Origin of the sequence: Paenibacillus silvae (assembly GCF_014639235.1) — a bacterium.
In the GTDB taxonomy this organism is placed as follows: Bacteria; Bacillota; Bacilli; order Paenibacillales; family Paenibacillaceae; genus Paenibacillus; species Paenibacillus silvae.
Window position 1 is genome coordinate 164915 of the sequence record NZ_BMFU01000007.1, and the last position, 19402, is coordinate 184316.

General features: G+C 48.1%; 19 protein-coding genes. All 19 read right to left on the bottom strand.

The features are described from left to right. Positions 1 to 66: 66 nt before the first annotated feature. The 19 genes from IEW26_RS21380 to atpB all read right to left on the bottom strand — a co-directional run bounded on the left by IEW26_RS21380 (position 67) and on the right by atpB (position 19400). Entirely contained in the window at positions 67 to 1788 is a 1722-nt protein-coding gene (locus tag IEW26_RS21380; protein WP_188593814.1) for a phospho-sugar mutase, read from the bottom strand. A 77-nt stretch (positions 1789 to 1865) separates the two neighbouring features. Continuing rightward, on the bottom strand, positions 1866 to 2297 hold the full coding sequence (gene fabZ / locus IEW26_RS21385) for a 3-hydroxyacyl-ACP dehydratase FabZ (RefSeq protein ID WP_111269083.1): 432 nt from the start codon (positions 2295 to 2297) through the stop codon (positions 1866 to 1868). 554 nt (positions 2298 to 2851) lie between these two features. Then, entirely contained in the window at positions 2852 to 3079 is a 228-nt protein-coding gene (locus IEW26_RS21390) for a DNA-directed RNA polymerase subunit beta (RefSeq protein WP_188593815.1), read from the bottom strand. 11 nt (positions 3080 to 3090) lie between these two features. Beyond that, a complete protein-coding gene (locus IEW26_RS21395; RefSeq protein ID WP_111269082.1) occupies positions 3091 to 3930 on the bottom strand; it encodes a flagellar hook-basal body protein in 840 nt (279 codons plus the stop codon). A gap of 81 nt (positions 3931 to 4011) precedes the next feature. After that, on the bottom strand, positions 4012 to 4896 hold the full coding sequence (locus IEW26_RS21400) for a flagellar hook-basal body protein (RefSeq protein WP_188593816.1): 885 nt from the start codon (positions 4894 to 4896) through the stop codon (positions 4012 to 4014). A 101-nt stretch (positions 4897 to 4997) separates the two neighbouring features. Then, on the bottom strand, positions 4998 to 5996 hold the full coding sequence (locus tag IEW26_RS21405) for a rod shape-determining protein (protein WP_145404427.1): 999 nt from the start codon (positions 5994 to 5996) through the stop codon (positions 4998 to 5000). Positions 5997 to 6216: 220 nt separating this feature from the next. Further along, positions 6217 to 6504: a sporulation transcriptional regulator SpoIIID gene (gene spoIIID / locus IEW26_RS21410; RefSeq protein ID WP_188593817.1), complete on the bottom strand. Its 288-nt coding sequence runs from the start codon at positions 6502 to 6504 to the stop codon at positions 6217 to 6219. Between the two features lie 171 nt (positions 6505 to 6675). After that, entirely contained in the window at positions 6676 to 7413 is a 738-nt protein-coding gene (spoIIQ, locus tag IEW26_RS21415) for a stage II sporulation protein SpoIIQ (RefSeq protein WP_188593818.1), read from the bottom strand. A 391-nt stretch (positions 7414 to 7804) separates the two neighbouring features. Then, a complete protein-coding gene (gene spoIID / locus IEW26_RS21420) occupies positions 7805 to 9193 on the bottom strand; it encodes a stage II sporulation protein D (RefSeq protein WP_188593819.1) in 1389 nt (462 codons plus the stop codon). Positions 9194 to 9717: 524 nt separating this feature from the next. Next, a complete protein-coding gene (gene murA / locus IEW26_RS21425) occupies positions 9718 to 11088 on the bottom strand; it encodes a UDP-N-acetylglucosamine 1-carboxyvinyltransferase (protein WP_188593820.1) in 1371 nt (456 codons plus the stop codon). Between the two features lie 523 nt (positions 11089 to 11611). Continuing rightward, positions 11612 to 11869 carry a DUF1146 family protein gene (locus tag IEW26_RS21430; protein WP_111269076.1) on the bottom strand — a complete coding sequence of 86 codons (258 nt, stop codon included), beginning with the start codon at positions 11867 to 11869 and terminating at the stop codon, positions 11612 to 11614. Positions 11870 to 12562: 693 nt separating this feature from the next. Then, positions 12563 to 12967: a F0F1 ATP synthase subunit epsilon gene (locus IEW26_RS21435; RefSeq protein WP_111269075.1), complete on the bottom strand. Its 405-nt coding sequence runs from the start codon at positions 12965 to 12967 to the stop codon at positions 12563 to 12565. A gap of 63 nt (positions 12968 to 13030) precedes the next feature. After that, positions 13031 to 14434 (bottom strand): F0F1 ATP synthase subunit beta, encoded by a 1404-nt coding sequence (gene atpD, locus IEW26_RS21440; RefSeq protein ID WP_110895619.1) that lies wholly within the window; start codon positions 14432 to 14434, stop codon positions 13031 to 13033. Positions 14435 to 14570: 136 nt separating this feature from the next. Then, positions 14571 to 15440 (bottom strand): ATP synthase F1 subunit gamma, encoded by an 870-nt coding sequence (gene atpG, locus IEW26_RS21445; RefSeq protein ID WP_111269074.1) that lies wholly within the window; start codon positions 15438 to 15440, stop codon positions 14571 to 14573. A gap of 162 nt (positions 15441 to 15602) precedes the next feature. Then, positions 15603 to 17117 (bottom strand): F0F1 ATP synthase subunit alpha, encoded by a 1515-nt coding sequence (gene atpA, locus IEW26_RS21450; RefSeq protein WP_188593821.1) that lies wholly within the window; start codon positions 17115 to 17117, stop codon positions 15603 to 15605. A gap of 16 nt (positions 17118 to 17133) precedes the next feature. Then, positions 17134 to 17682, bottom strand: coding sequence for a F0F1 ATP synthase subunit delta (locus tag IEW26_RS21455; protein ID WP_184185006.1), 549 nt, complete (start codon positions 17680 to 17682; stop codon positions 17134 to 17136). Continuing rightward, on the bottom strand, positions 17679 to 18167 hold the full coding sequence (atpF, locus tag IEW26_RS21460) for a F0F1 ATP synthase subunit B (RefSeq protein WP_111269071.1): 489 nt from the start codon (positions 18165 to 18167) through the stop codon (positions 17679 to 17681). The genes IEW26_RS21455 and atpF overlap by 4 nt, the downstream gene beginning before the upstream one ends. Positions 18168 to 18281: 114 nt before the next feature. Then, a complete protein-coding gene (gene atpE, locus IEW26_RS21465; protein WP_110895629.1) occupies positions 18282 to 18506 on the bottom strand; it encodes a F0F1 ATP synthase subunit C in 225 nt (74 codons plus the stop codon). Positions 18507 to 18581: 75 nt separating this feature from the next. Next, entirely contained in the window at positions 18582 to 19400 is an 819-nt protein-coding gene (gene atpB, locus IEW26_RS21470) for a F0F1 ATP synthase subunit A (RefSeq protein ID WP_111269070.1), read from the bottom strand. Positions 19401 to 19402 lie beyond the last annotated feature (2 nt).

Below are 19402 nucleotides of genomic sequence, written 5' to 3' on the forward strand. Positions count from 1 at the left end.
CCCTCCGCCAACCAACCTTACGGTGCGGAGAGGCCTTCTCATCTTTTTATTGCAACACAATCGATTTTATTGTGCGTCTACACGGGACATCACGGCTGATGCCAGACGCTCCACTCTGCCCTCAGCATCCTCCAGGCTCTCGCCACGTACTGCAAAGTAAACTTTGATCTTAGGCTCTGTACCGGAAGGACGCAAGCAGAACCAGGAACCGTCTGCCAGAATGAACTTCAGTACATTCTCTTTAGGAAGACCGTCCAGACCCAGGGAGTAATCCAGTACATCCTGAACAGCGATACCGGCCACTTCCTGTGGCGGATTGCTGCGCCAGTCCGTCATTTTCGCCTGAATCTGCGCTACGCCGTCTTTGCCTTTGAGTGTACGGGACTCCAGCTTCTCCAGGAAGTAGCCAAACTGGCTGTACAGCTCCTGCAGCACATCATAGAGTGTTTTGCCCTGGCTTTTGTAATAAGCAGCCGCTTCAGCAATCAGCATCGAAGCAAGGACAGCGTCCTTGTCACGGGCATAATTGCCGGAGAGGTAGCCATAGCTCTCTTCATATCCGAAGAGGAAGGTATGACTTCCGGTGGCTTCGAACTGGTTCATTTTTTCACCGATATATTTAAAGCCTGTCAGGGTGTTCATCACTTCTGCACCGTAATGCTGAGCGATCACTGCCCCCATCTCACTGGTTACAATTGTTTTGATTACCGCACCGTTGCTAGGCAGCGTACCTGTCTCCTGCAGACGACTTAGCAGATAATGTACCATAATCGCACCAGACTGGTTGCCAGACAAGACGAAATATTTGCCATCCTTGTCCTTCACAACCGCACCCATGCGGTCTGCATCCGGGTCTGTACCGATCAGAATGTCTGCACCGACAGACTCACCCAGCTTCATCGCCAGTGTGAACGCCTCGCGCTCTTCCGGGTTCGGGGATTTTACTGTGGAAAATTCAGCATCCGGCTGCTCCTGCTCGGCAACGATGTACAGCTGCTCGAATCCAATCTGCTCCAGTACGCGGCGAACCGGGAGGTTGCCTGTGCCGTGCAGCGGGGTATATACGATTTTGAAATCACGGCCGATGCCGGATTGAATCAGTTCACGGCTCAAACTGCGAGCTGCCACCGTGTCGATAAAGGCCTGATCTTCTGCTTCACCGAGCCAGATCAACAGCCCTTGTGCCTCTGCCTCTTCGCGGGTCAGCTTTTTCACATCAGTAAGAGAAGGAACCTCTTGAATATATTGAATAACCTTCTCTGCTTCATGCGGAACCAGCTGACCGCCTTGGTGGTTGTATACTTTGTATCCATTGTACTCTGGCGGGTTATGGCTCGCCGTCACAACGATCCCCCCTGTTGCTTGCAGATGGCGCACGCTAAAGGAGAGCTGCGGTGTGGAACGCAGGGATGGATACAGTTTGGCTACAATACCGTTCGCTGCCAGTACAAGCGCTGCATCCAGCGAGAATTCAGGTGAGAAGTGACGGGAATCGTGAGCGATGACCACCGAAGGTTTGCCTTCCTTGTCCCCATGCTGCTCCAGCAAATACCGGGCAAAGCCTTGTGTCGCACGACCGACCGTATATTTGTTCATCCGGTTGCTGCCGGCACCAATCACACCGCGTAATCCACCTGTTCCAAACTCCAGGTTTCTGTAGAAACGCTCTTCCAGCTCTTTCGGTTGATCCTTCAGATCACGAAGCTCCTGTTTCGTTGCTTCGTCAATAGAAGCATCCTCCAACCATTGCTGTAGTGTCTCGGCTGCTGCTGCGCTTAACTGTTCCATATCCAATAAGCCCCTTCCGTCTATAAGAAATTCTGTAATCAGCTTAGCTGTTCTGCATGTTCATAAGTAGAACTAGATCAGCTTGGGTCTGACAGTGCAAACATGATTTCGCCTTCAGCGACGATTTTGTCATCTACGCGAGCTGTCGCTTGACCTTTGCCAATCGAGCCCTTCAGACGTGTGATCTCCACCTCAAGAATCAACGTATCTCCAGGCACAACTTGTCCACGGAAACGGAAGTTATCCAGTCCCGCCAAAAAGCCGATTTTGCCTTTGTTTGCTTCCAGATTGAGCATTGCTGCCGCACCAACCTGAGCCAAAGCTTCGGTGATCAATACACCTGGCATTACCGGGTATTCAGGGAAATGTCCTACGAAGAACGGTTCATTGATCGTTACATTTTTCAAACCTACAGCACGCTTGCCATCCTCCATCTCCAGAATGCGGTCCACCAGCAGGAAAGGCGGGCGATGCGGAATAATGGATTGGATTTGTTTGATATCTAGCACAATATAATCTCCTCTCGGGGTGTTTATACGAGGGCTCTCCATCATGCAATAATGTAATGCACAATAGAGTCGTTCCGGGAATGGATCGTTCCTTCGATCGCTGTTGTCCCCGAATTTTCTATGATCCATTTTTCAATGGTCAAAATTCGGTGACAAAGGCGAACGCTTCGCTTCTTTTGAACGATTCCTTTCCCTCCACTTACTGTAGTGCAAAAACCATTAACATTGCATGATCAAGTCGATCCTCATATAAGTGGTTTTCATTTTCATTTTGGTTTTTCGTTTTCATTTTTAATTGTATGAAATGTGGTTTAAAGGTTAACAATAGTTATATCCTTCATGACTGCAGTAGTGAAGGTTGAGATAAGGGGTCTCTCTTCGCGATGACAGCAAGTCTTTCGCAGGGGAGGCCTCTTCTGACGTTAAACGTCACCCTCTGTCATACTCTTCTCAACATCAACACATCGGCTCTTCTCAACATCAATCATTATACTGTTTTCAACACCAAAAAGAAAACTCCTGCCTGCGCAGGAGTTTTCGCTGAACTCGTTATCTTATGGAGCAAATACCAGATCATAGACATGCTTCCAGGTACTCCATTGCCATACGGAACCGATATCCTGTTTGCCCAGTACCACATATCCAGCGACCATTCCGCCAGCGAGGGCAAGAACAAGCAGAATCGGAATCAGGAACCATCTTGCGATGCGCCACCAGCTCTTCGTTTTCTTCTTGACTTCCTTCGGTTCCGGCTTGCTGTTCTGCTGCTGTGTTTCTGTCATCCCATTCACCTTTATGCTCTCATATTATTGGCAAGACCCGCCATGGAATCACTGGATGTCAGCGCCCGTGCCGCCAGTTGGTATGTCCGCTGTCCTTGCATGAGGAGTGCCATCTCCTGCGTCAAATCTACATTAGACTGTTCAAGGAATCCTGTGCGAATCGCTGCCTGAGGCTCACGTGTCGCCGCATTAGCCCCGAACACATCATCCTCGGTTAACCCTGCGTCGAGTCCAAACAAATTATCTGACAGCTGTACCAGCCCATCAGGACGTTCCACATCCACCATTTGCAGTTGTCCAGTAATGACAGCGTTAGCCGCACTACCCTGACGCACCAGCAAATTGCCTTTCTCATCAAAAGCAACCGTGCTGTCCTTAGGCGCCGTAATCGGCTGTCCTTGACGATTGAGCGCGAAGTAACCTTGGTCATTCACCAGCACCATCTGGTCCGGGGCATTAGGATTGGCTTTTGGACGCATATCTGGTACAAAATGAAACGCGCCCTGACGTGTCCACACCTTCTGTCCATTGGCCTCCACAGCAAACAATGCATCCCCTTCAATCGCCAGATCTGTCGGATTGCCTGTTTCCTTCATGCTTCCCTGGGACATATCTCTGGTGAGATTAACCAGACGGGCACCAAAGCCCAGGTTATATCCCATTGGCGTCGAGCGTCCATCCTGCTTGTACTTGTCATCCTGCTGCTGCACACGCGTCAGCGCATCCTCAAAACTTGCCTGCTTGCTTTTATAGCCTGCCGTATTCACATTGGCAATATTATCGGAAATGACATCCAGTCGCTGCTGAATCGCGGTCATGGACACCTTGGCACTAATCATGGAATTGTTCATGCGATCGTCTAACCTCCCGGTATGCTTCGCTAAGGGCAAGCAGCCCATCGCTATACATATATATCAATAAGCTGCGATTCGTTATACACGGCCAACTTCATTAACGGCTTTATCCAGACTGCGGTCGTAGAATTGAACCACCTTCTGGTTGGCTTCATAAGCACGGAATGCGGCGTTCATGTCAACAGTTGCCTGAGAAGCATCTACATTCGAGCCTTCCAGATACCCCTGTTGAATCCGCACAACATCGGTAGCGCCCATGCCCCGTGCAGTTGCACCAGCATCTTCATTCAGGCTAAAGTTACCATCCCCCTGACGAACCAGCTGGTTCGGCTGGTCGATAATGTTGATGCCCAGCGTCACCGCTGTCGGTGCACCCGTAGCAGCATCAAGAAGGCGGCCCTGCTCATCCACTTTAAATTGCTCCACAGCGCCTGTCAATACAATCGGCTGACCATTACTATCCAGCACTTGAGCTCCAGTTGAGCTGAGCAACTGTCCTGTTCCGTTCACATCGAAGTGACCATCACGTGTATAACGTGTGTCGCCGTTCGCATCCCGAACCGTAAAATATGCCTGTGGCTGATAGATTACGGTTCCGTCTGCCCTTACGAATTTACCTGAAGCATCAAATTGTATTGGCTCTCTTGTCTGCGGATCATTCACACTCAGATTCGAGGAGATCGCAAAATCACTTTTGCGCTTCGTTTCCATAAGAGCACCCTGAACATTCATTGACAAGCTTTCTTCGGCAAACACACCCGAGTTCAGCTTGCCGAGCCGCTTCGTGGGCAGATTGGCATCAGCGCCCATCAACGTAATGAGCATTTCCGGGAATGCACGGTTTACACTATTCACCTGTTTATATCCCGTTGTGTTCATATTGACGATATTTTGTGTTGCTGTGTCATGGCGGCGCTGCTCTGTAATCATTCCCGCAGCAGCAGTGTACAGACCTCTTAACATGAATGAACCCCTCTCCTCAAACGCCTCGCCTGCATCGCAGACCGCTGTTTGTCCGTTCTGTTCACCCGAAAGTGAACCTGCCTGCTTTTTATATCGGCAAACTAGAACTTTTTCTTAACGACTTGATCCAAATTATTCAACATAATGCCTGTGCCTTTCACGACACAATGCATGGGGTCCTCTGCAACCCATACCGGTACATGCAGTTCATTCGATAACAGCTCGTCCAGTCCGTTCAGCAATGCTCCTCCACCCGTCAGAACAACCCCGCGGTCAATAATATCCGCAGACAGCTCAGGCGGTGTGCGTTCCAATACGGACTTGGCCGCAGCGATAATAGATTGCACGGAATCCCATAGCGCTTCCTGTATTTCACTTGCCGACACGGTTACGGTCACAGGCAGACCTGTTACCATATCACGACCGCGAATGTCCATCTCGGCCTTGTGTGCAGCCGCATTCACGGTACCAACCGCGATTTTGATATCCTCTGCTGTGCGTTCCCCGATCATGAGCTTGTATTTTGCTTTGATAAACTTGGTAATTGCTTCGTCGAACTTGTCCCCTGCGACTTTAATAGAAGAGGCGGTGACTACGTCGCCCATAGACAGGACTGCAACGTCAGTCGTTCCGCCGCCGATATCCACGACCATATTGCCGCTCGGCTGAAAAATATCCATTCCCGCGCCGATGGCTGCCGCTTTCGGCTCTTCTTCCAGAAATACTTCTTTGGCACCGCTGCGCTCGGCCGCTTCACGGATGGCCTTCTGCTCTACGGAAGTAATATTCGTAGGTGCACAGATCAAAATTCGCGGATGGCTGTACCAGCTTCTTGCCCCTACACGATTAATGAAATGTCTCAGCATCGCTTCCGTAATTTCGAAGTCCGCAATAACGCCGTCGCGCAGCGGTCTGATGGCAACAATGTTACCCGGCGTACGCCCTACCATCCGACGCGCCTCTTCCCCGACAGCAAGGACCCGCTTCGTATCGCTTTCAATGGTCACGACGGAAGGTTCATTGAGCACAACTCCGCTTCCTTTCACGTGAATAAGCACGTTCGCCGTGCCAAGATCAATACCGATATCCTTGCTTAACATAAAAGAGCCCCCAAAGTGATATTATTTGGTCAGCGTATCCTGTGAAAAAGAGTCTCTTATCACGTCACCGCTCGTTCGACAAAGTGCAACATATATATGTAAAAATCGGGCTGATAAGATGTCATAATTCGATCCTGTACCAGCTTTTAACATATCATACTTCAGGGGAGGGATTCAATCCATGCTGTGAGCTTTTTGGCCTAGTTCTTGAAGAATATGCTTATGATTTAGCGGAAGCCAGCACCTCACGTTTTTTACTACTCGTTTTTTTGTACTTGATTTTGGTCGCCTCCCCGCCCCGCAAATGACGGATGGACTTGTGATACTCGAGAATGTGTTTGACCTGGTCAGCAAGATCAGGGTTAATTTCCGGTAAACGCTCCGTCAGATCCTTATGCACAGTGCTCTTTGATACGCCGAACTCTTTGGCAATGGTACGGACCGTATTTCTCGTCTCAACAATGCAGCGACCAATTTTGATGGTCCGTTCCTTGATGTAATCGTGCACGCTCCCGCCTCCCTACTGTGTGGATAGTTTGGTACATTATATGAGGAGCATGCCTATATATTCGCGGTTTAAAGGTGTGACAAGCTTCGAAGGTCCCATAATTTTCTGAAAAGCATAAAAAAAGCAGAGGCTATTCACCTCTGCTCATGCGATTGCTGCGGTAAAAATCATTTATTTTTCCGGAAGATATCCTTGCGGGTTCACGGGCTGACCATCTTCGTACACTTCAAAGTGAAGGTGGTTCCCCAGGTTTTTGCCAAGCTCACTCACACCAGCAGATGCAATAGCATCCCCTTGCTTCACTTCATCGTCCTGTTTTACTTTGACGTCGGCAAGGCTTTGGTATACCGTTTTCAGGTTGTCGCCGTGCGTAATTTCCACCACTTGACCTGTGAGCGGGTTCTGCTCAACACGTGTAACTTTTCCGCTGAGTGCTGCTTTGACTTCAAATGTCTTGTTATCACCACGAGCCAGATCCACACCTGTGTTTGGAATAAATGTGTCATTGTACTGTACCATTGCCGCCTCGTGCTCCTCGCTGGAAGCTTCGTTGTCATAGAATGGCTTCACAACTGAAATTTCGGACGGGGTCGATACGGGCCATACGAAGTTTTCCGACTTTGCAACCACTTCTACACTTTCCTCGCCGCCAGTTGTCGTACCCTCGGTGCTCGCTGCGCCTGTTTCTACTACTTCTTTAGCAGAGTCCGGGTTGAGCGCTTTGTCGCCTGTTCCCTGATAGACCCACACTAGAGTTAGTATAATGCCTGCTGCTGCGATGTAAACTGCCGGGAAAACCCAACGTTTGGACATTGCTTTTCTCCATGAAGAGGGCTGAGCTGCCGGTACTCCCTGCGTTGTTTTAGGAGTTTCTTCTTGGATTTTTTTTTTGTTGTTTTGTTCATTCATCTTGATCACCTCAGTAACAAGTGTTACCGGGTGCAACTCTTTTATACACGCGCGACTCTAAAAATTTTCACACTGCTTTCAAAGAGTGCTATATATTTGATTAGTTAGTACGGGCGCCGCTCCGAGGCCAGAAAACCTTTCGACTGCTGCACACGAATCTTCGAAAGCTCGTTATCCGTTCACCCGAGCCATTGTAACGAATCTCAGAAGCTCTATTTCATCATTTCCCACAACTTTCGTATTGTAACGGTTCTGAGAGACTCTATTTACACTAATAGGCTGTCGTTACGCCTTAGATGATCAACTTTTTTAAAAATAGCGTTTCTGGAGATCGTTAGCTTGGGAAATATACGTTCAGGGCCGATATAAGGCTTCTACGAATCGTTAGCCTCTACTTTGAGGCCAGCATTCTGGATGCCTGTCCGAAGGAGATTCCCGTGTAATAATGTTTTAAAATCTCGGTAGCCGTGTGTCCCTCCTGCGCCATGCCATTTGCACCCCACTGACTCATGCCGACCCCATGACCGTATCCATACGTGGTGATCTGAACTTCGTCACCTTCTACCTTCCAGCTGAACTGGCTGGATCTCAATCCGAGCAGCTTGCGAACTTCCGGGCCGCTAAATGTTTCGCCTGCAATCTGTATCTCTTTAATTCGATGCCCCTCTGTAGTAGATAATACCTGCATCCATGACCCGCCCTGCTGTACGCTCGCTGGAACACTATCGACGTTTAACTTCTGCAGAATTTCACTGCGCTTCATCGTAACCGTTTCTTTGAAGCCTGGTGCCAGCTGTTTATCCCACGGACTATCCACACTTTTCAAATATGGAACCACGCTGCCCCACACGTCCTCTGCATTCTCCGTATAACCATTGCTGGTGGAAAAGAAAGAGGCGGTAATCGCCCGTCCTTCATAGGTCATGACGGCATCGCGACTTTCGCGGACAGCCTGCTGCAGCTTCTCCCACTCCTTCTCTTTGCCCAGCCGGGTCCACTCTGCCTTCACCTGATCTGGTGGAATGAACACCTGATGACTTACTGTGTCCGTAACATCTGCCGCACCAGACGGCACTCCGCTTGTATCATTGGCAGCCAGCCTTCTTACTATAAAGGTGCGGGCCGCAATCGCTTGAGCCTTCAATGCTTCCAGCTTGAATTCTGCCGGCATCTCTGCTGCAACAACACCAGTCACATAGTCCTCCAACGGCAGTTTCATCGTTGTATTTGCAGCTGACAGGTATACTCGTACATAGGGCTCAGGATAAGTTGCGGGTACGGCAGGCGCTGGCGTTTTTGTACTTGTTTCTCCTGCGGAGCTTATACTCGAAGGAGAAGGTACAGGATCAACCTGCCCGCCCGCTCGTGGCCAGACCAGAATCACGGGGATTGCCAAAGCCAGCACGAGCAGTACAGATACTGCGGCTGCAGGCTGCCAGCGTCCGGGGTTACGTCCCCATCGCTTGCGACCAAAAGCCCGCATACGGCGCTTTTTTACTTTTTGGAACGCATCTAATTCGATGACAGGTGTATGCACCTGCTGCTCAGCAGCCCTCTGCTTTGTTTCTGCTGCAAGATCATCCTCATTTGGAAGAGACACGATCCCGTAACGGCTTGTCTTCATGCTCTGAACAGTTGACGATCTCTCCTTCACTAGAGCTGGAGCTGGAAGTGGAACGGGCTTGTCTTTCTCAACATGCTTAGCTGGGTTATCTCCCCATTCCTGCATCCCGGATCGCGGGACAACAGGTATCTTCACCTGTACACGAGCTTCTTTCATCTGAGCTAACCCTCCGTTATGCAGCACCGGATTGTGGCCGGTTCTTCTTTGATCTAATCCATAGTTTAAGGTATGAGTTTGCTCGATCTGATAGAACCGGATTTGAGAGAAACGAGGGCTTTGCGGAAGAGATCAGGTGACCCTCGCCATGATATAACAATGCCCGCTAAACATGACTGCAGCGCCCTTTTCCATACTGAATCCCCACTCACTGACACTTCGCGAATGCCCTCTCTTTTCGTTCAGAATCCGTACAGAATGGTATGTTATGCTATTCAAGTTAGGACCAGCTATTAATAGAATCAGGTACTTAGAAGGCGAGCTTTTTTTAGATTTCATTGAAAATCGAACACAAAAAAAGCCAAGCCCGAAGGCTTAGCTTATGACAATTCCAACGTATGCATTTCCTCACGTATCCGCAAGCCACAGCCTGCTGTGGCAATACGAGGTAATACTTCGTTAGCCTTATTATCGTTTGCAGACCAGACCCTTAACTCATGTTAACAGATCAAGTAAACAGGCTTTTACACCCAGGTCGGCTGTATTTTGAACATTGGTGCTTCTTCCTGAACCTTCTCGCTAGGAGCTTTGGAAGCTTCTTTTGAAACTTCTTTGGAAGCATTCAGTTTAGGCTCATCCACCGAAATGCGGTAAATATCTGCGCCCAGACCATTCAGCTTCTCTGCCAAATGTACGTAACCACGGTCGATGTGATGCACACCGCCCACCTCGGTTGTACCTTCAGCTACCAAGCCAGCAATGATCAGAGCAGCCCCTGCACGCAGGTCTGTAGCGGTCACTTTGGCACCCTTCAGCTTGGCATTGCCCGTGATGATAGACGAACGTCCCTCAACTTTGATCTCGGCATTCATCAATTGGAACTCATCAACGTGCATGAAGCGGTTCTCGAACACCGTCTCGGTCACTACGCTGGTTCCTTCAGAAGCAAGCAGCAAAGCCATCATCTGGGATTGCATATCTGTCGGGAAGCCTGGGTATGGTAATGTTTTGACGTCCACTGCTTTGAGAGGACGATCTGCAATTACACGAACACCATTCTCGTCCGGCTCTACGGTTACACCCATCTCTTCCAGCTTGGCAATAACAGAACCCAAGTGGTCGGAAATCGCACCTTCAACATAAACATCTCCACCGGAAATTGCAGCAGCTGCCATATACGTGCCTGCTTCAATGCGATCCGGGATGACCGTATGTTTGACACCAGATAGCTTCTCCACACCTTCGATGCGAATCACACCTGTACCTGCACCACGAACTTTGGCTCCCATTCCGTTAAGGAAGTTAGCCAGATCAACGATCTCAGGTTCCTTGGCAGCATTCTCCAGCACTGTTACACCTTCGGCTAATGTTGCAGCCATCATAATATTTTGAGTGGCACCTACGGAAGCCACATCCAGATAAATTTTTGCACCGCGCAGCCGCCCTTGACTGCGTGCTTCGATATAACCCTGGCCCAAGCTAATCTCGGCTCCCATGGCTTCAAAACCTTTGAGGTGCTGATCAATCGGCCTTGTACCGATCGCACATCCTCCAGGCAGTGAGATTCTGGTTTGACCCAAACGCGTCAACAAAGGCCCCATGACCAGAAAAGACGCCCGCATCTTACTAACCCATTCATACGGGGCTTCACAAGAAGTCAGATTCTCCGCATTCACGGTAATCACTTCGTCCCGGTATGTAACTCCCGCTCCCAGCGATTCCAACACTTTGTTAATCGTCATCACATCGTCTAGAGGAGGTGCGTCAATAATAACGCTTTGTCCTTCTTCCCCTAAGAGAGAGGCAGCGATGATCGGAAGAACAGAATTTTTAGCGCCGCTAACTTTGACACTTCCGGTCAATCTTTTGCCACCGCGGACGATAAATTTGCTCATCATGGTTCCCTCCGCGCTTTTATTCCCTTTTCCTCATTCCGGAATACGTAAGCCCCACTGTGTTAGAAAGGACTGTTGCTGTGTGTGGAATTTCGACATATTCTGGCATGGTTGCTCAGATGTCTGTTCAGAAAAGAATTGGTTTGTATAATTCATGATCAATGATACCATGCGTACTGCTTAACCTGCTTTATGGCTTGTAAAACATCATAAAGGCCATCAAAGCATCGAAACAGACCCATTGGGATGATTTTTAGCCGGTTGCTACCGGGTATCCCGTTTATAACCTGCATAATTAATGAAAAATTGTGAATTCCCTAACTTCCATCATAACATTGTTGAATTGAACGATACAAGCATTTTTACATAAAACATTACAAATTGATCAAAATAAATGTTCACATTTCATTCTTAATTTCTTAGGCCGTCAACTCATACTCTAATTGTTAACACAATTAATCGATGTTATTCGACATTGAGCCGCTTGAAGAACCTAACAGATGATTAACCAACCATCTCAACATTAAAACAAATTTTTCAGCATTTGGGTCCATGACAAGTAGTCAATGACAAAGCCAGCAACGGCATGCCCCAAAATAATGGCAAGCAGCAAATGCAGCAATCTTCCCTGAGCACCTTTTGGTTGTCGGATGACCAAATCCAATTTCAGATTTTGCAGAGCCCACCATGATATCGCTATACATAAAAGGGAGACGACCATTGAGATCAGGCTATTTGTGCTCAACGTCTGGTTCACCTGATTCGCCAGATCATTAACCATACCTTCTTACCTCCACCTCGATTGTTGCAGCGATTCAGCATATCATATGCCAAACACCCATAACATGTTAGTAGATAGAATGTTTGGGGCATGTATGAATGCCGGTTCAGCTGACAGTTATACTCCTGTTTTGAAACATCATTTGCTGACTCTAAGGAATATAGGCTGTTTCACTATCTTTTGTCAATTACATTGATTTCCACTTCAAAAACATTTTAATTTTAATTGATTAGAATTGGGTAACTAAACCGACATAAAAGAACGTTATATCGATATCGATTCTGTCATTTCCTCGGAAATAATTCAACTTTTTATCGTAAAAATGGATCTATATAAGTTGAACTAAAGATTTTACACAGCACACTCCGATGACAGAATAACCTTCCAATCGCTGTTATCCCCAGATTTTTTCCGATCCCCTTTTCCAAAGGAGAAAATCCGGTGACCGCTCCGCTTTTTCAGGTTTTTTCTGTCCTCTCCGTTAACGTGTAAATGAAGAGTTCAACTTATATAGTAGCAGTATTCGCCTATAATTCTTTAGTCCTATATATTATTCATCCTGAGCGATAACGGTGATCGATTAGAACATTTATACTATATAAAGAGGCTTACCTCTAGTCTTCTAATTCATGAGTATCAGCAAAAAAAGTAAAAGAGCCCGGCAGACTGTGCCGCCGGGCTCTATGAATCACATTATTTGCCGTGTACGTTGATCCGGTTAACCGCTTTTTGCAATGCAATCTCTGCACGGCGGTGATCAAAGTGGTCCTGATTGCTTTGGCTGGCAAGCCGGCGTTCTGCCCGCTCTTTGGCCGCACGCGCACGATCCACATCAATGCTTTCCGGGAATTCGGCACTCTCTGCGAGTACAACAACCTTATCTTTGCGGACTTCGATAAAGCCGCCGCCAATGGCAACCTGCTTGCTCTCTTTTCCGTTTTTGATAATGATCGGTGCAATTTTCAATGGGGTTACCATCGGAATATGCCCTGGCAAAATCCCCAGTTCCCCGTCAACTCCGGTTGCGATAATGCTATCCACCTGCTGTGAATAGACAAGACGCTCCGGCGTTACAATCTCCAACAAAAAGGTGCTCAATTCCATCCCTCCTGAAACTATCCGAAGGATAGCTCGCTTCATAAGGACAATCCTGGACTCAGATTATACCAGTGTTTTTGCTTTCTCCACTGCCTCTTCAATTGTACCCACGAAGAGGAATGCTGCTTCCGGCAGATCGTCATGCTTGCCTTCGAGAATCTCTTTAAAGCTGCGCACCGTTTCTTTAACCGGAACGTATTTACCCGGAATACCGTTAAATGCTTCAGCAACGTGGAAAGGCTGGGACAAGAAACGTTGAATTTTACGCGCACGATAAACGAGCGCTCTGTCTTCTTCGCTGAGCTCGTCCATACCCAAGATCGCGATGATATCTTGAAGCTCGTTATAACGGGCCAAGATACGTTTAACGCCTTGAGCAACGTTGTAGTGTTCCTCACCTACAACTTCAGGAGCAAGGATACGGGAGCTGGATGCGAGTGGATCTACCGCTGGGTAAATACCCATCTCGGAGATTTTACGCTCCAGGTTCGTTGTTGCATCCAAGTGAGCAAACGTTGTTGCAGGAGCCGGGTCAGTATAGTCATCCGCAGGTACGTAGATCGCCTGGATGGATGTAACCGATCCTTTTTTCGTAGATGTGATACGCTCTTGCAATTGACCCATCTCTGTAGCCAGCGTAGGCTGGTAACCTACCGCGGAAGGCATACGTCCAAGCAAGGCAGATACTTCTGAACCCGCTTGGGTGAAACGGAAGATGTTATCGATAAAGAGCAACACGTCACGGCCTTCTTCATCACGGAAATATTCCGCCATTGTCAGACCAGTGAGGGCTACACGAAGACGTGCGCCTGGTGGCTCGTTCATTTGTCCGAAGACCATTGCTGTTTTGTTGATAACGCCGGAATCACTCATCTCGTGATACAAGTCGTTACCTTCACGTGTACGCTCACCAACACCGGCAAATACGGAGATACCGCCGTGCTCTTGCGCAATGTTGTTGATCAGTTCCTGAATGGTTACCGTTTTACCTACACCGGCACCACCGAACAGACCGATTTTACCACCCTTGGCATAAGGCGCCAGCAAGTCGATAACTTTGATTCCTGTTTCAAGCATTTCGGCTTGAGTCGTCAATTCATCGAATGAAGGAGCAGAACGGTGAATCGGGTTTTTCACTTCGGTTTTTACTTCACCATTGGTATCAATCGCTTCACCCAGCACGTTAAATACACGGCCCAGTGTAGCTTCACCTACAGGTACAGAGATCGGAGCACCTGTATCCACTGCTTCCAGACCACGTACGAGACCGTCCGTGGAAGACATCGCGATACAGCGAACACGATTGTCACCCAGATGTTTGGAAGCTTCAAGCGTAAGGTCGATTGAAACGCCGCTCTCATTCTGCGTTTTAATCGTAATGGCATTGAGGATTTCCGGCAGACCGCCGCGATCAAACTCGACGTCAACAACCGGACCCATGATGCTCACAACGCGTCCTTTGTTCATCTTAACGTTCCCCTCCTACAAGCCTGCTACTTTTTGCATGAAATGAGTTATCTCATTAAGTGCATTGCAAGCTTTCATATATAAACACGTACATTCATAACCGTTCACAGCTAGTTCTCACCGTATAAAACATCCGTTAACCTTGCGCGTTAGCTCCCGCTACGATCTCCGTGATCTCCTGCGTGATTGCAGCTTGACGAGCCCGGTTATAAGTCAATGACAGTTCATTGATAAGCTTGGACGCATTTTTGGTCGCGTTGCCCATGGCTGTCATTTTCGCACCGAGTTCACTCGCCTTGCCATCCAGAAGAGCTCCATAGATCAACGTTTCCGCATAACGAGGCAAGAGTACCTCAAGCACGGCTTCAGGAGACGGCTCATATTCGTAGCTGGCAGTCAAACCTTCAGAAGCAGATACCTCTGGTGTTTCCATTGGAAGAAGACGTTCCACCGTAGGAATCTGAGTCAATGCATTCACAAAGCGGTTATAGCAAATGAATACTTCATCAAACTCAGCAAGCTCATAACCGTGTACAGCCTCGTGTGCAATGGACTTGATATCTGCAAATTCAGGTGAATCGGACAGGTCAGTTGTATTAGACACCATATCCATCTCACGTCTTCTGAAGTAGTCACGACCTTTACGGCCAATGACGAACAGAGCGTAATCATTTTTGGAGTTATGCTTTTCCTTCAGCGTCTGATTCACCAAACGCAGGATGTTCGCATTGTATCCACCCGCCAGACCACGATCCGATGTAATCACAAGATAAGCTGTCTTTTTCACTGGACGACTTTCGAGCATCGGATGTTTAATGCCTTTTGTGCTTGTTGCAATGCTCGCTACAACCTCTTTCAGTTTCTCTGAATAAGGTCGTGCTGCTTCAGCCTTCTCCTGTGCTTTACGCAGTTTGGCTGCTGCAACCATTTCCATTGCTTTGGTGATCTGCTTTGTACTTTGCACACTTTTAATTTGCCGCTTGATTTCGCGCATGCCTTTTGCCATGATTTCACCACCTTAAAGTTTTGACAAAGTCAAAACTACTTCGTAAGCATATACCGAACTTCGGTAAAACCAAAGCTCTTCGTAAGCTTCTGTAGACTTCAATTGAAATCGCACATGCAGACATGCGGAATCGTATGCCAACTCCGCAGCCGCATTGATCTATTAGTGTGAGGCAGCGAAACTTTTTCTGAACTGCTCAATCGCAGCTTTCAATGCGGTTTCGTTGTCCCCAGTCAAGTCTTTGTTATCCACGATGGATTGAAGGATTTCCGGTTTGGAACTTACCATGAACGCAAGGAATTCACGCTCAAAACGAGTTACATCACCAGTTGGAATCTCATCCAAATATCCTTTAACTGCAGTGTACAAGCTGATAACCTGTTGTTCTACAGGCAGCGGCTGGTTAACACCTTGTTTCAGGATTTCCATCATGCGGGCACCACGATTCAGGCGGGCCTGAGTGGATTTATCCAGGTCAGAACCAAATTGGGAGAACGCCTGCAACTCACGATATTGAGCGAGGTCCAGACGCAGGGAACCTGCAACCTTTTTCATCGCTTTGATCTGTGCAGAACCGCCGACACGAGATACCGAGATACCTACGTTAATCGCTGGACGTTGTCCGGCATTAAAGAGGTCGGACTCCAAGAAGATTTGACCGTCTGTGATGGAGATTACGTTCGTTGGAATGTAAGCAGATACGTCAGAAGCCTGTGTTTCAATGAATGGCAGAGCGGTTAAAGAACCACCACCAAGTTCATCGTTCAGCTTCGCTGCGCGCTCCAGCAAACGGGAGTGCAGATAGAATACGTCACCCGGATAAGCCTCACGGCCCGGAGGACGGCGAAGCAGCAAGGACAATTCACGATATGCTGCCGCTTGTTTGGTCAAGTCATCATATACTACGAGCACGTGCTCGCCTTTGTACATGAAATACTCACCCATGGAGCAGCCGGAATATGGTGCAATGTAAAGCAGTGGTGACGGATCGGAAGCCGATGCCGTTACGACGATCGTATATTCCATCGCACCTCTGCGACGCAGGGTTTCTACGACCTGAGCTACGGTAGATTGCTTCTGACCGATCGCTACATAGATACATTTCATACCGCTGCCTTTTTGGTTCAGGATCGCATCGATTGCGATCGATGTTTTACCTGTTTGACGGTCACCGATGATCAACTCACGTTGACCACGACCGATTGGAACCATTGCGTCAATCGCTTTGATCCCTGTTTGCATCGGCTCATGAACCGATTTACGATCCATAACGCCTGGTGCTTTACCTTCAACCGGACGGAATTCTGTTGTAGCGATTGGCCCTTTTCCATCTACTGGAATACCGAGCGGGTTCACAACGCGACCAATCAATGCTTCACCAACCGGCACCTGCATGATTTGACCTGTACGTTTTACTTGGTCGCCTTCACGGATATCCGAGTAAGGTCCCAGGATAACGACACCGACGTTGCTCTCTTCAACGTTCATGGCAAGACCCATTACACCGCTTGGGAACTCAACCAACTCGTTGGACATGACATTCTCGAGTCCGTATACACGGGCGATCCCGTCACCAACCTCGATAACTGTACCGACTTCGACTACATCGATATCGGTCTTGTATTGTTCGATCTGGCTCTTAATTAATGTACTGATTTCTTCTGGCTTGATACTCAAGTGTCCTCACCCCAATCTACTGTACTCGTCTGTTAAAAGACTGCTCAAGACGTTCCAGCTTGCCAGCCAAGCTGCCGTCATAGATCGTATCGCCAATGGCGACTTTCAATCCGCCCAGCAGAGCAGGATCGACAATGTTCTCGATACGAATCTTTTTATTCACACGGCTTCCGAATTCACGAGCCACCGCTTCTTTTTCTTCTTCGTTCAATGCATATGTCGAGTATACGTGAGCATCGGCAATTCCCAGGGAATCTCCTTCAATCTTCACATAGTCACTCAACAACTCTTCCAGCAACTCGACACGGCCACGCTCAATGAGGAGCTGCACCGTACGCAGGACAGGCTCAGACACTTTGCCATCAAGACTTGCCTGAATCACTGTTTTTTTGGCTTCATCCGAGATATTAGGAGATACGATAAATTTGATAATATCGGCATCACCGGTCAATCCATGGACAACGGCATGAAGTTCCTGTTCAACTTCAAGCACTCGCTGCTGCTCAAGCGCAACCTCAAACAGTGCTTTGGCGTAACGTTTGGCAACAATCGTATCGCGGCTCATTGTCGGCCCCCTACCTCATTGAGGTATTGGTTCACAAGCTCTTCCTGTGCAGGACCGTTCTCAACTTCTTTTTTGATCAGTTTTGAAGCGATCTGTACCGAAGCAGAACCAAGCTCACTGCGAAGTGCCGCAACTGCTTTGTTTTTCTCGCTTTGAATCTCTCTAACCGCATCGTCTTTCAAGCGATTTGCTTCAGATTTAGCATCTGCCAAAATCGTTTCAGCTTGTTTGTTACCTGTTTGTTTGGACTGCTCGATGATATCGTAGGCTTCCTTGCGCGCCTGCTCAAGAGCCTGCTTTTGCTCCTCAACATACGCCATAGCCTGTTCACGAGTCTGCGCAGCCTCATTCATCTGCGTCATTACGAGTTCACGGCGTTTCTCCATGATAGAGAAAAGCGGGCCAAACGCATAACGGCTAAGCAGCCAGTATAAAATAACAAAAGCGATAATCGCCAGAACTGTATTTTCCCATACGAAATTCAATCTGTTCACTCCTTCCTGGAGATATCCTCAGGCTGCACTTCCGAAATATAACGGACGCTACCTAAAAAGAAGGCGCGGAGGGCTGTGGCCTTCCCCGCCAAACCTGCATTAATATTAAGCCGCGCCGTAGAACATGAACGCGAGTACCACACCGATGATCGGCAATACCTCGATCAAACCTACCCCGATAAACATTGTTGTTTGCAGTGTGGATTTCGCTTCTGGTTGACGAGCGATCCCTTCTACTGTTTTGCTGATTACCAAACCGTTACCGATACCTGCGCCAAGTGCGCCCAATCCTGCAACAATTGCTGCTGCCAATAATGCCATTGCTCCCATTTGTATATCCTCCTTAGAATAATCGTAAAATTTTATAGTTCAGTCCTGCAGAGCTAGTCCGTCTGGACTTGAATCTTAATGTTCTTCGTGTGACTCAACCGTTTGTGAAATGTATACCATCATCAATACGGTAAAGACAAAGGCCTGAATCGCACCGATAAAGATACTGAATCCTTGCCAAGCTGTCAGCAACGGAATCGCCGCAATGGCACCGATCCATTTGAACGCCGTCAACTTCATGATGGTGGAGATGAGCACCTCACCAGCGAAGATGTTGGCAAACAAACGCATACCGTGTGTAAGCAATTTGGATGCCGTCTCGACGATATTAATCGGGAAGAACAACCAATGTGGCTGGAAGTAGTGTTTAAGATACGCTTTGGTATTCTTGAACAATCCCAGTCCGTGAGCAATCAAAAACGCGATGATTGCGAGTCCCATTGTGACAGACAAGTCTGCCGTTGGAGATTTCCACCATGCGATTTCAATGTGAGGGTGAGCTTCCGGGTTCTTCTCATGTGCCGTGTTGTAAGCTTCAACTACACTAACAAGCGGCTGTCCCGCGATCTTGGCTTGGTCTGGTTCTGTAATACCAGTCACTACCCCGAAAGGAAGCCCCAGCATATTACCAACAAAAATGAACATAATCATCGTGGTTGCCAGAGTAAGGAAGTGCTGACCTTTCTTCATGTCCATCGTACTTGAGATCAGATTGCGTACAAATTCGATAGCCCATTCCAAAAAGTTCTGCAGCTTACCCGGGTTCTCCACGGACAAGTTTCTTGTTGCCAGCTTACAGATCACAAAGACAATTAAGCTAGTCACCACCAGCATAAGTAATACTGATAAATCCAGTCTGAATCCACCCAAATCAATTATGGGAGCTTCATGCATAT

Bases quoted from the DNA above. Each gene is read 5' to 3' on its own strand.
- IEW26_RS21380 (WP_188593814.1), bottom strand. From the start codon at position 1,788: ATGGAACAGTTAAGCGCAGCAGCAGCCGAGACACTACAGCAATGGTTG.
- IEW26_RS21390 (WP_188593815.1), bottom strand. From the start codon at position 3,079: ATGACAGAAACACAGCAGCAGAACAGCAAGCCGGAACCGAAGGAAGTC.
- IEW26_RS21395 (WP_111269082.1), bottom strand. From the start codon at position 3,930: ATGAACAATTCCATGATTAGTGCCAAGGTGTCCATGACCGCGATTCAG.
- IEW26_RS21400 (WP_188593816.1), bottom strand. From the start codon at position 4,896: ATGTTAAGAGGTCTGTACACTGCTGCTGCGGGAATGATTACAGAGCAG.
- IEW26_RS21405 (WP_145404427.1), bottom strand. From the start codon at position 5,996: ATGTTAAGCAAGGATATCGGTATTGATCTTGGCACGGCGAACGTGCTT.
- spoIIQ (WP_188593818.1), bottom strand. From the start codon at position 7,413: ATGAATGAACAAAACAACAAAAAAAAAATCCAAGAAGAAACTCCTAAA.
- spoIID (WP_188593819.1), bottom strand. From the start codon at position 9,193: ATGAAAGAAGCTCGTGTACAGGTGAAGATACCTGTTGTCCCGCGATCC.
- murA (WP_188593820.1), bottom strand. From the start codon at position 11,088: ATGAGCAAATTTATCGTCCGCGGTGGCAAAAGATTGACCGGAAGTGTC.
- IEW26_RS21430 (WP_111269076.1), bottom strand. From the start codon at position 11,869: ATGGTTAATGATCTGGCGAATCAGGTGAACCAGACGTTGAGCACAAAT.
- atpD (WP_110895619.1), bottom strand. From the start codon at position 14,434: ATGAACAAAGGACGCGTTGTGAGCATCATGGGTCCGGTTGTTGACGTC.
- atpG (WP_111269074.1), bottom strand. From the start codon at position 15,440: ATGGCAAAAGGCATGCGCGAAATCAAGCGGCAAATTAAAAGTGTGCAA.
- IEW26_RS21455 (WP_184185006.1), bottom strand. From the start codon at position 17,682: ATGAGCCGCGATACGATTGTTGCCAAACGTTACGCCAAAGCACTGTTT.
- atpE (WP_110895629.1), bottom strand. From the start codon at position 18,506: ATGGGAGCAATGGCATTATTGGCAGCAGCAATTGTTGCAGGATTGGGC.
- atpB (WP_111269070.1), bottom strand. From the start codon at position 19,400: ATGCATGAAGCTCCCATAATTGATTTGGGTGGATTCAGACTGGATTTA.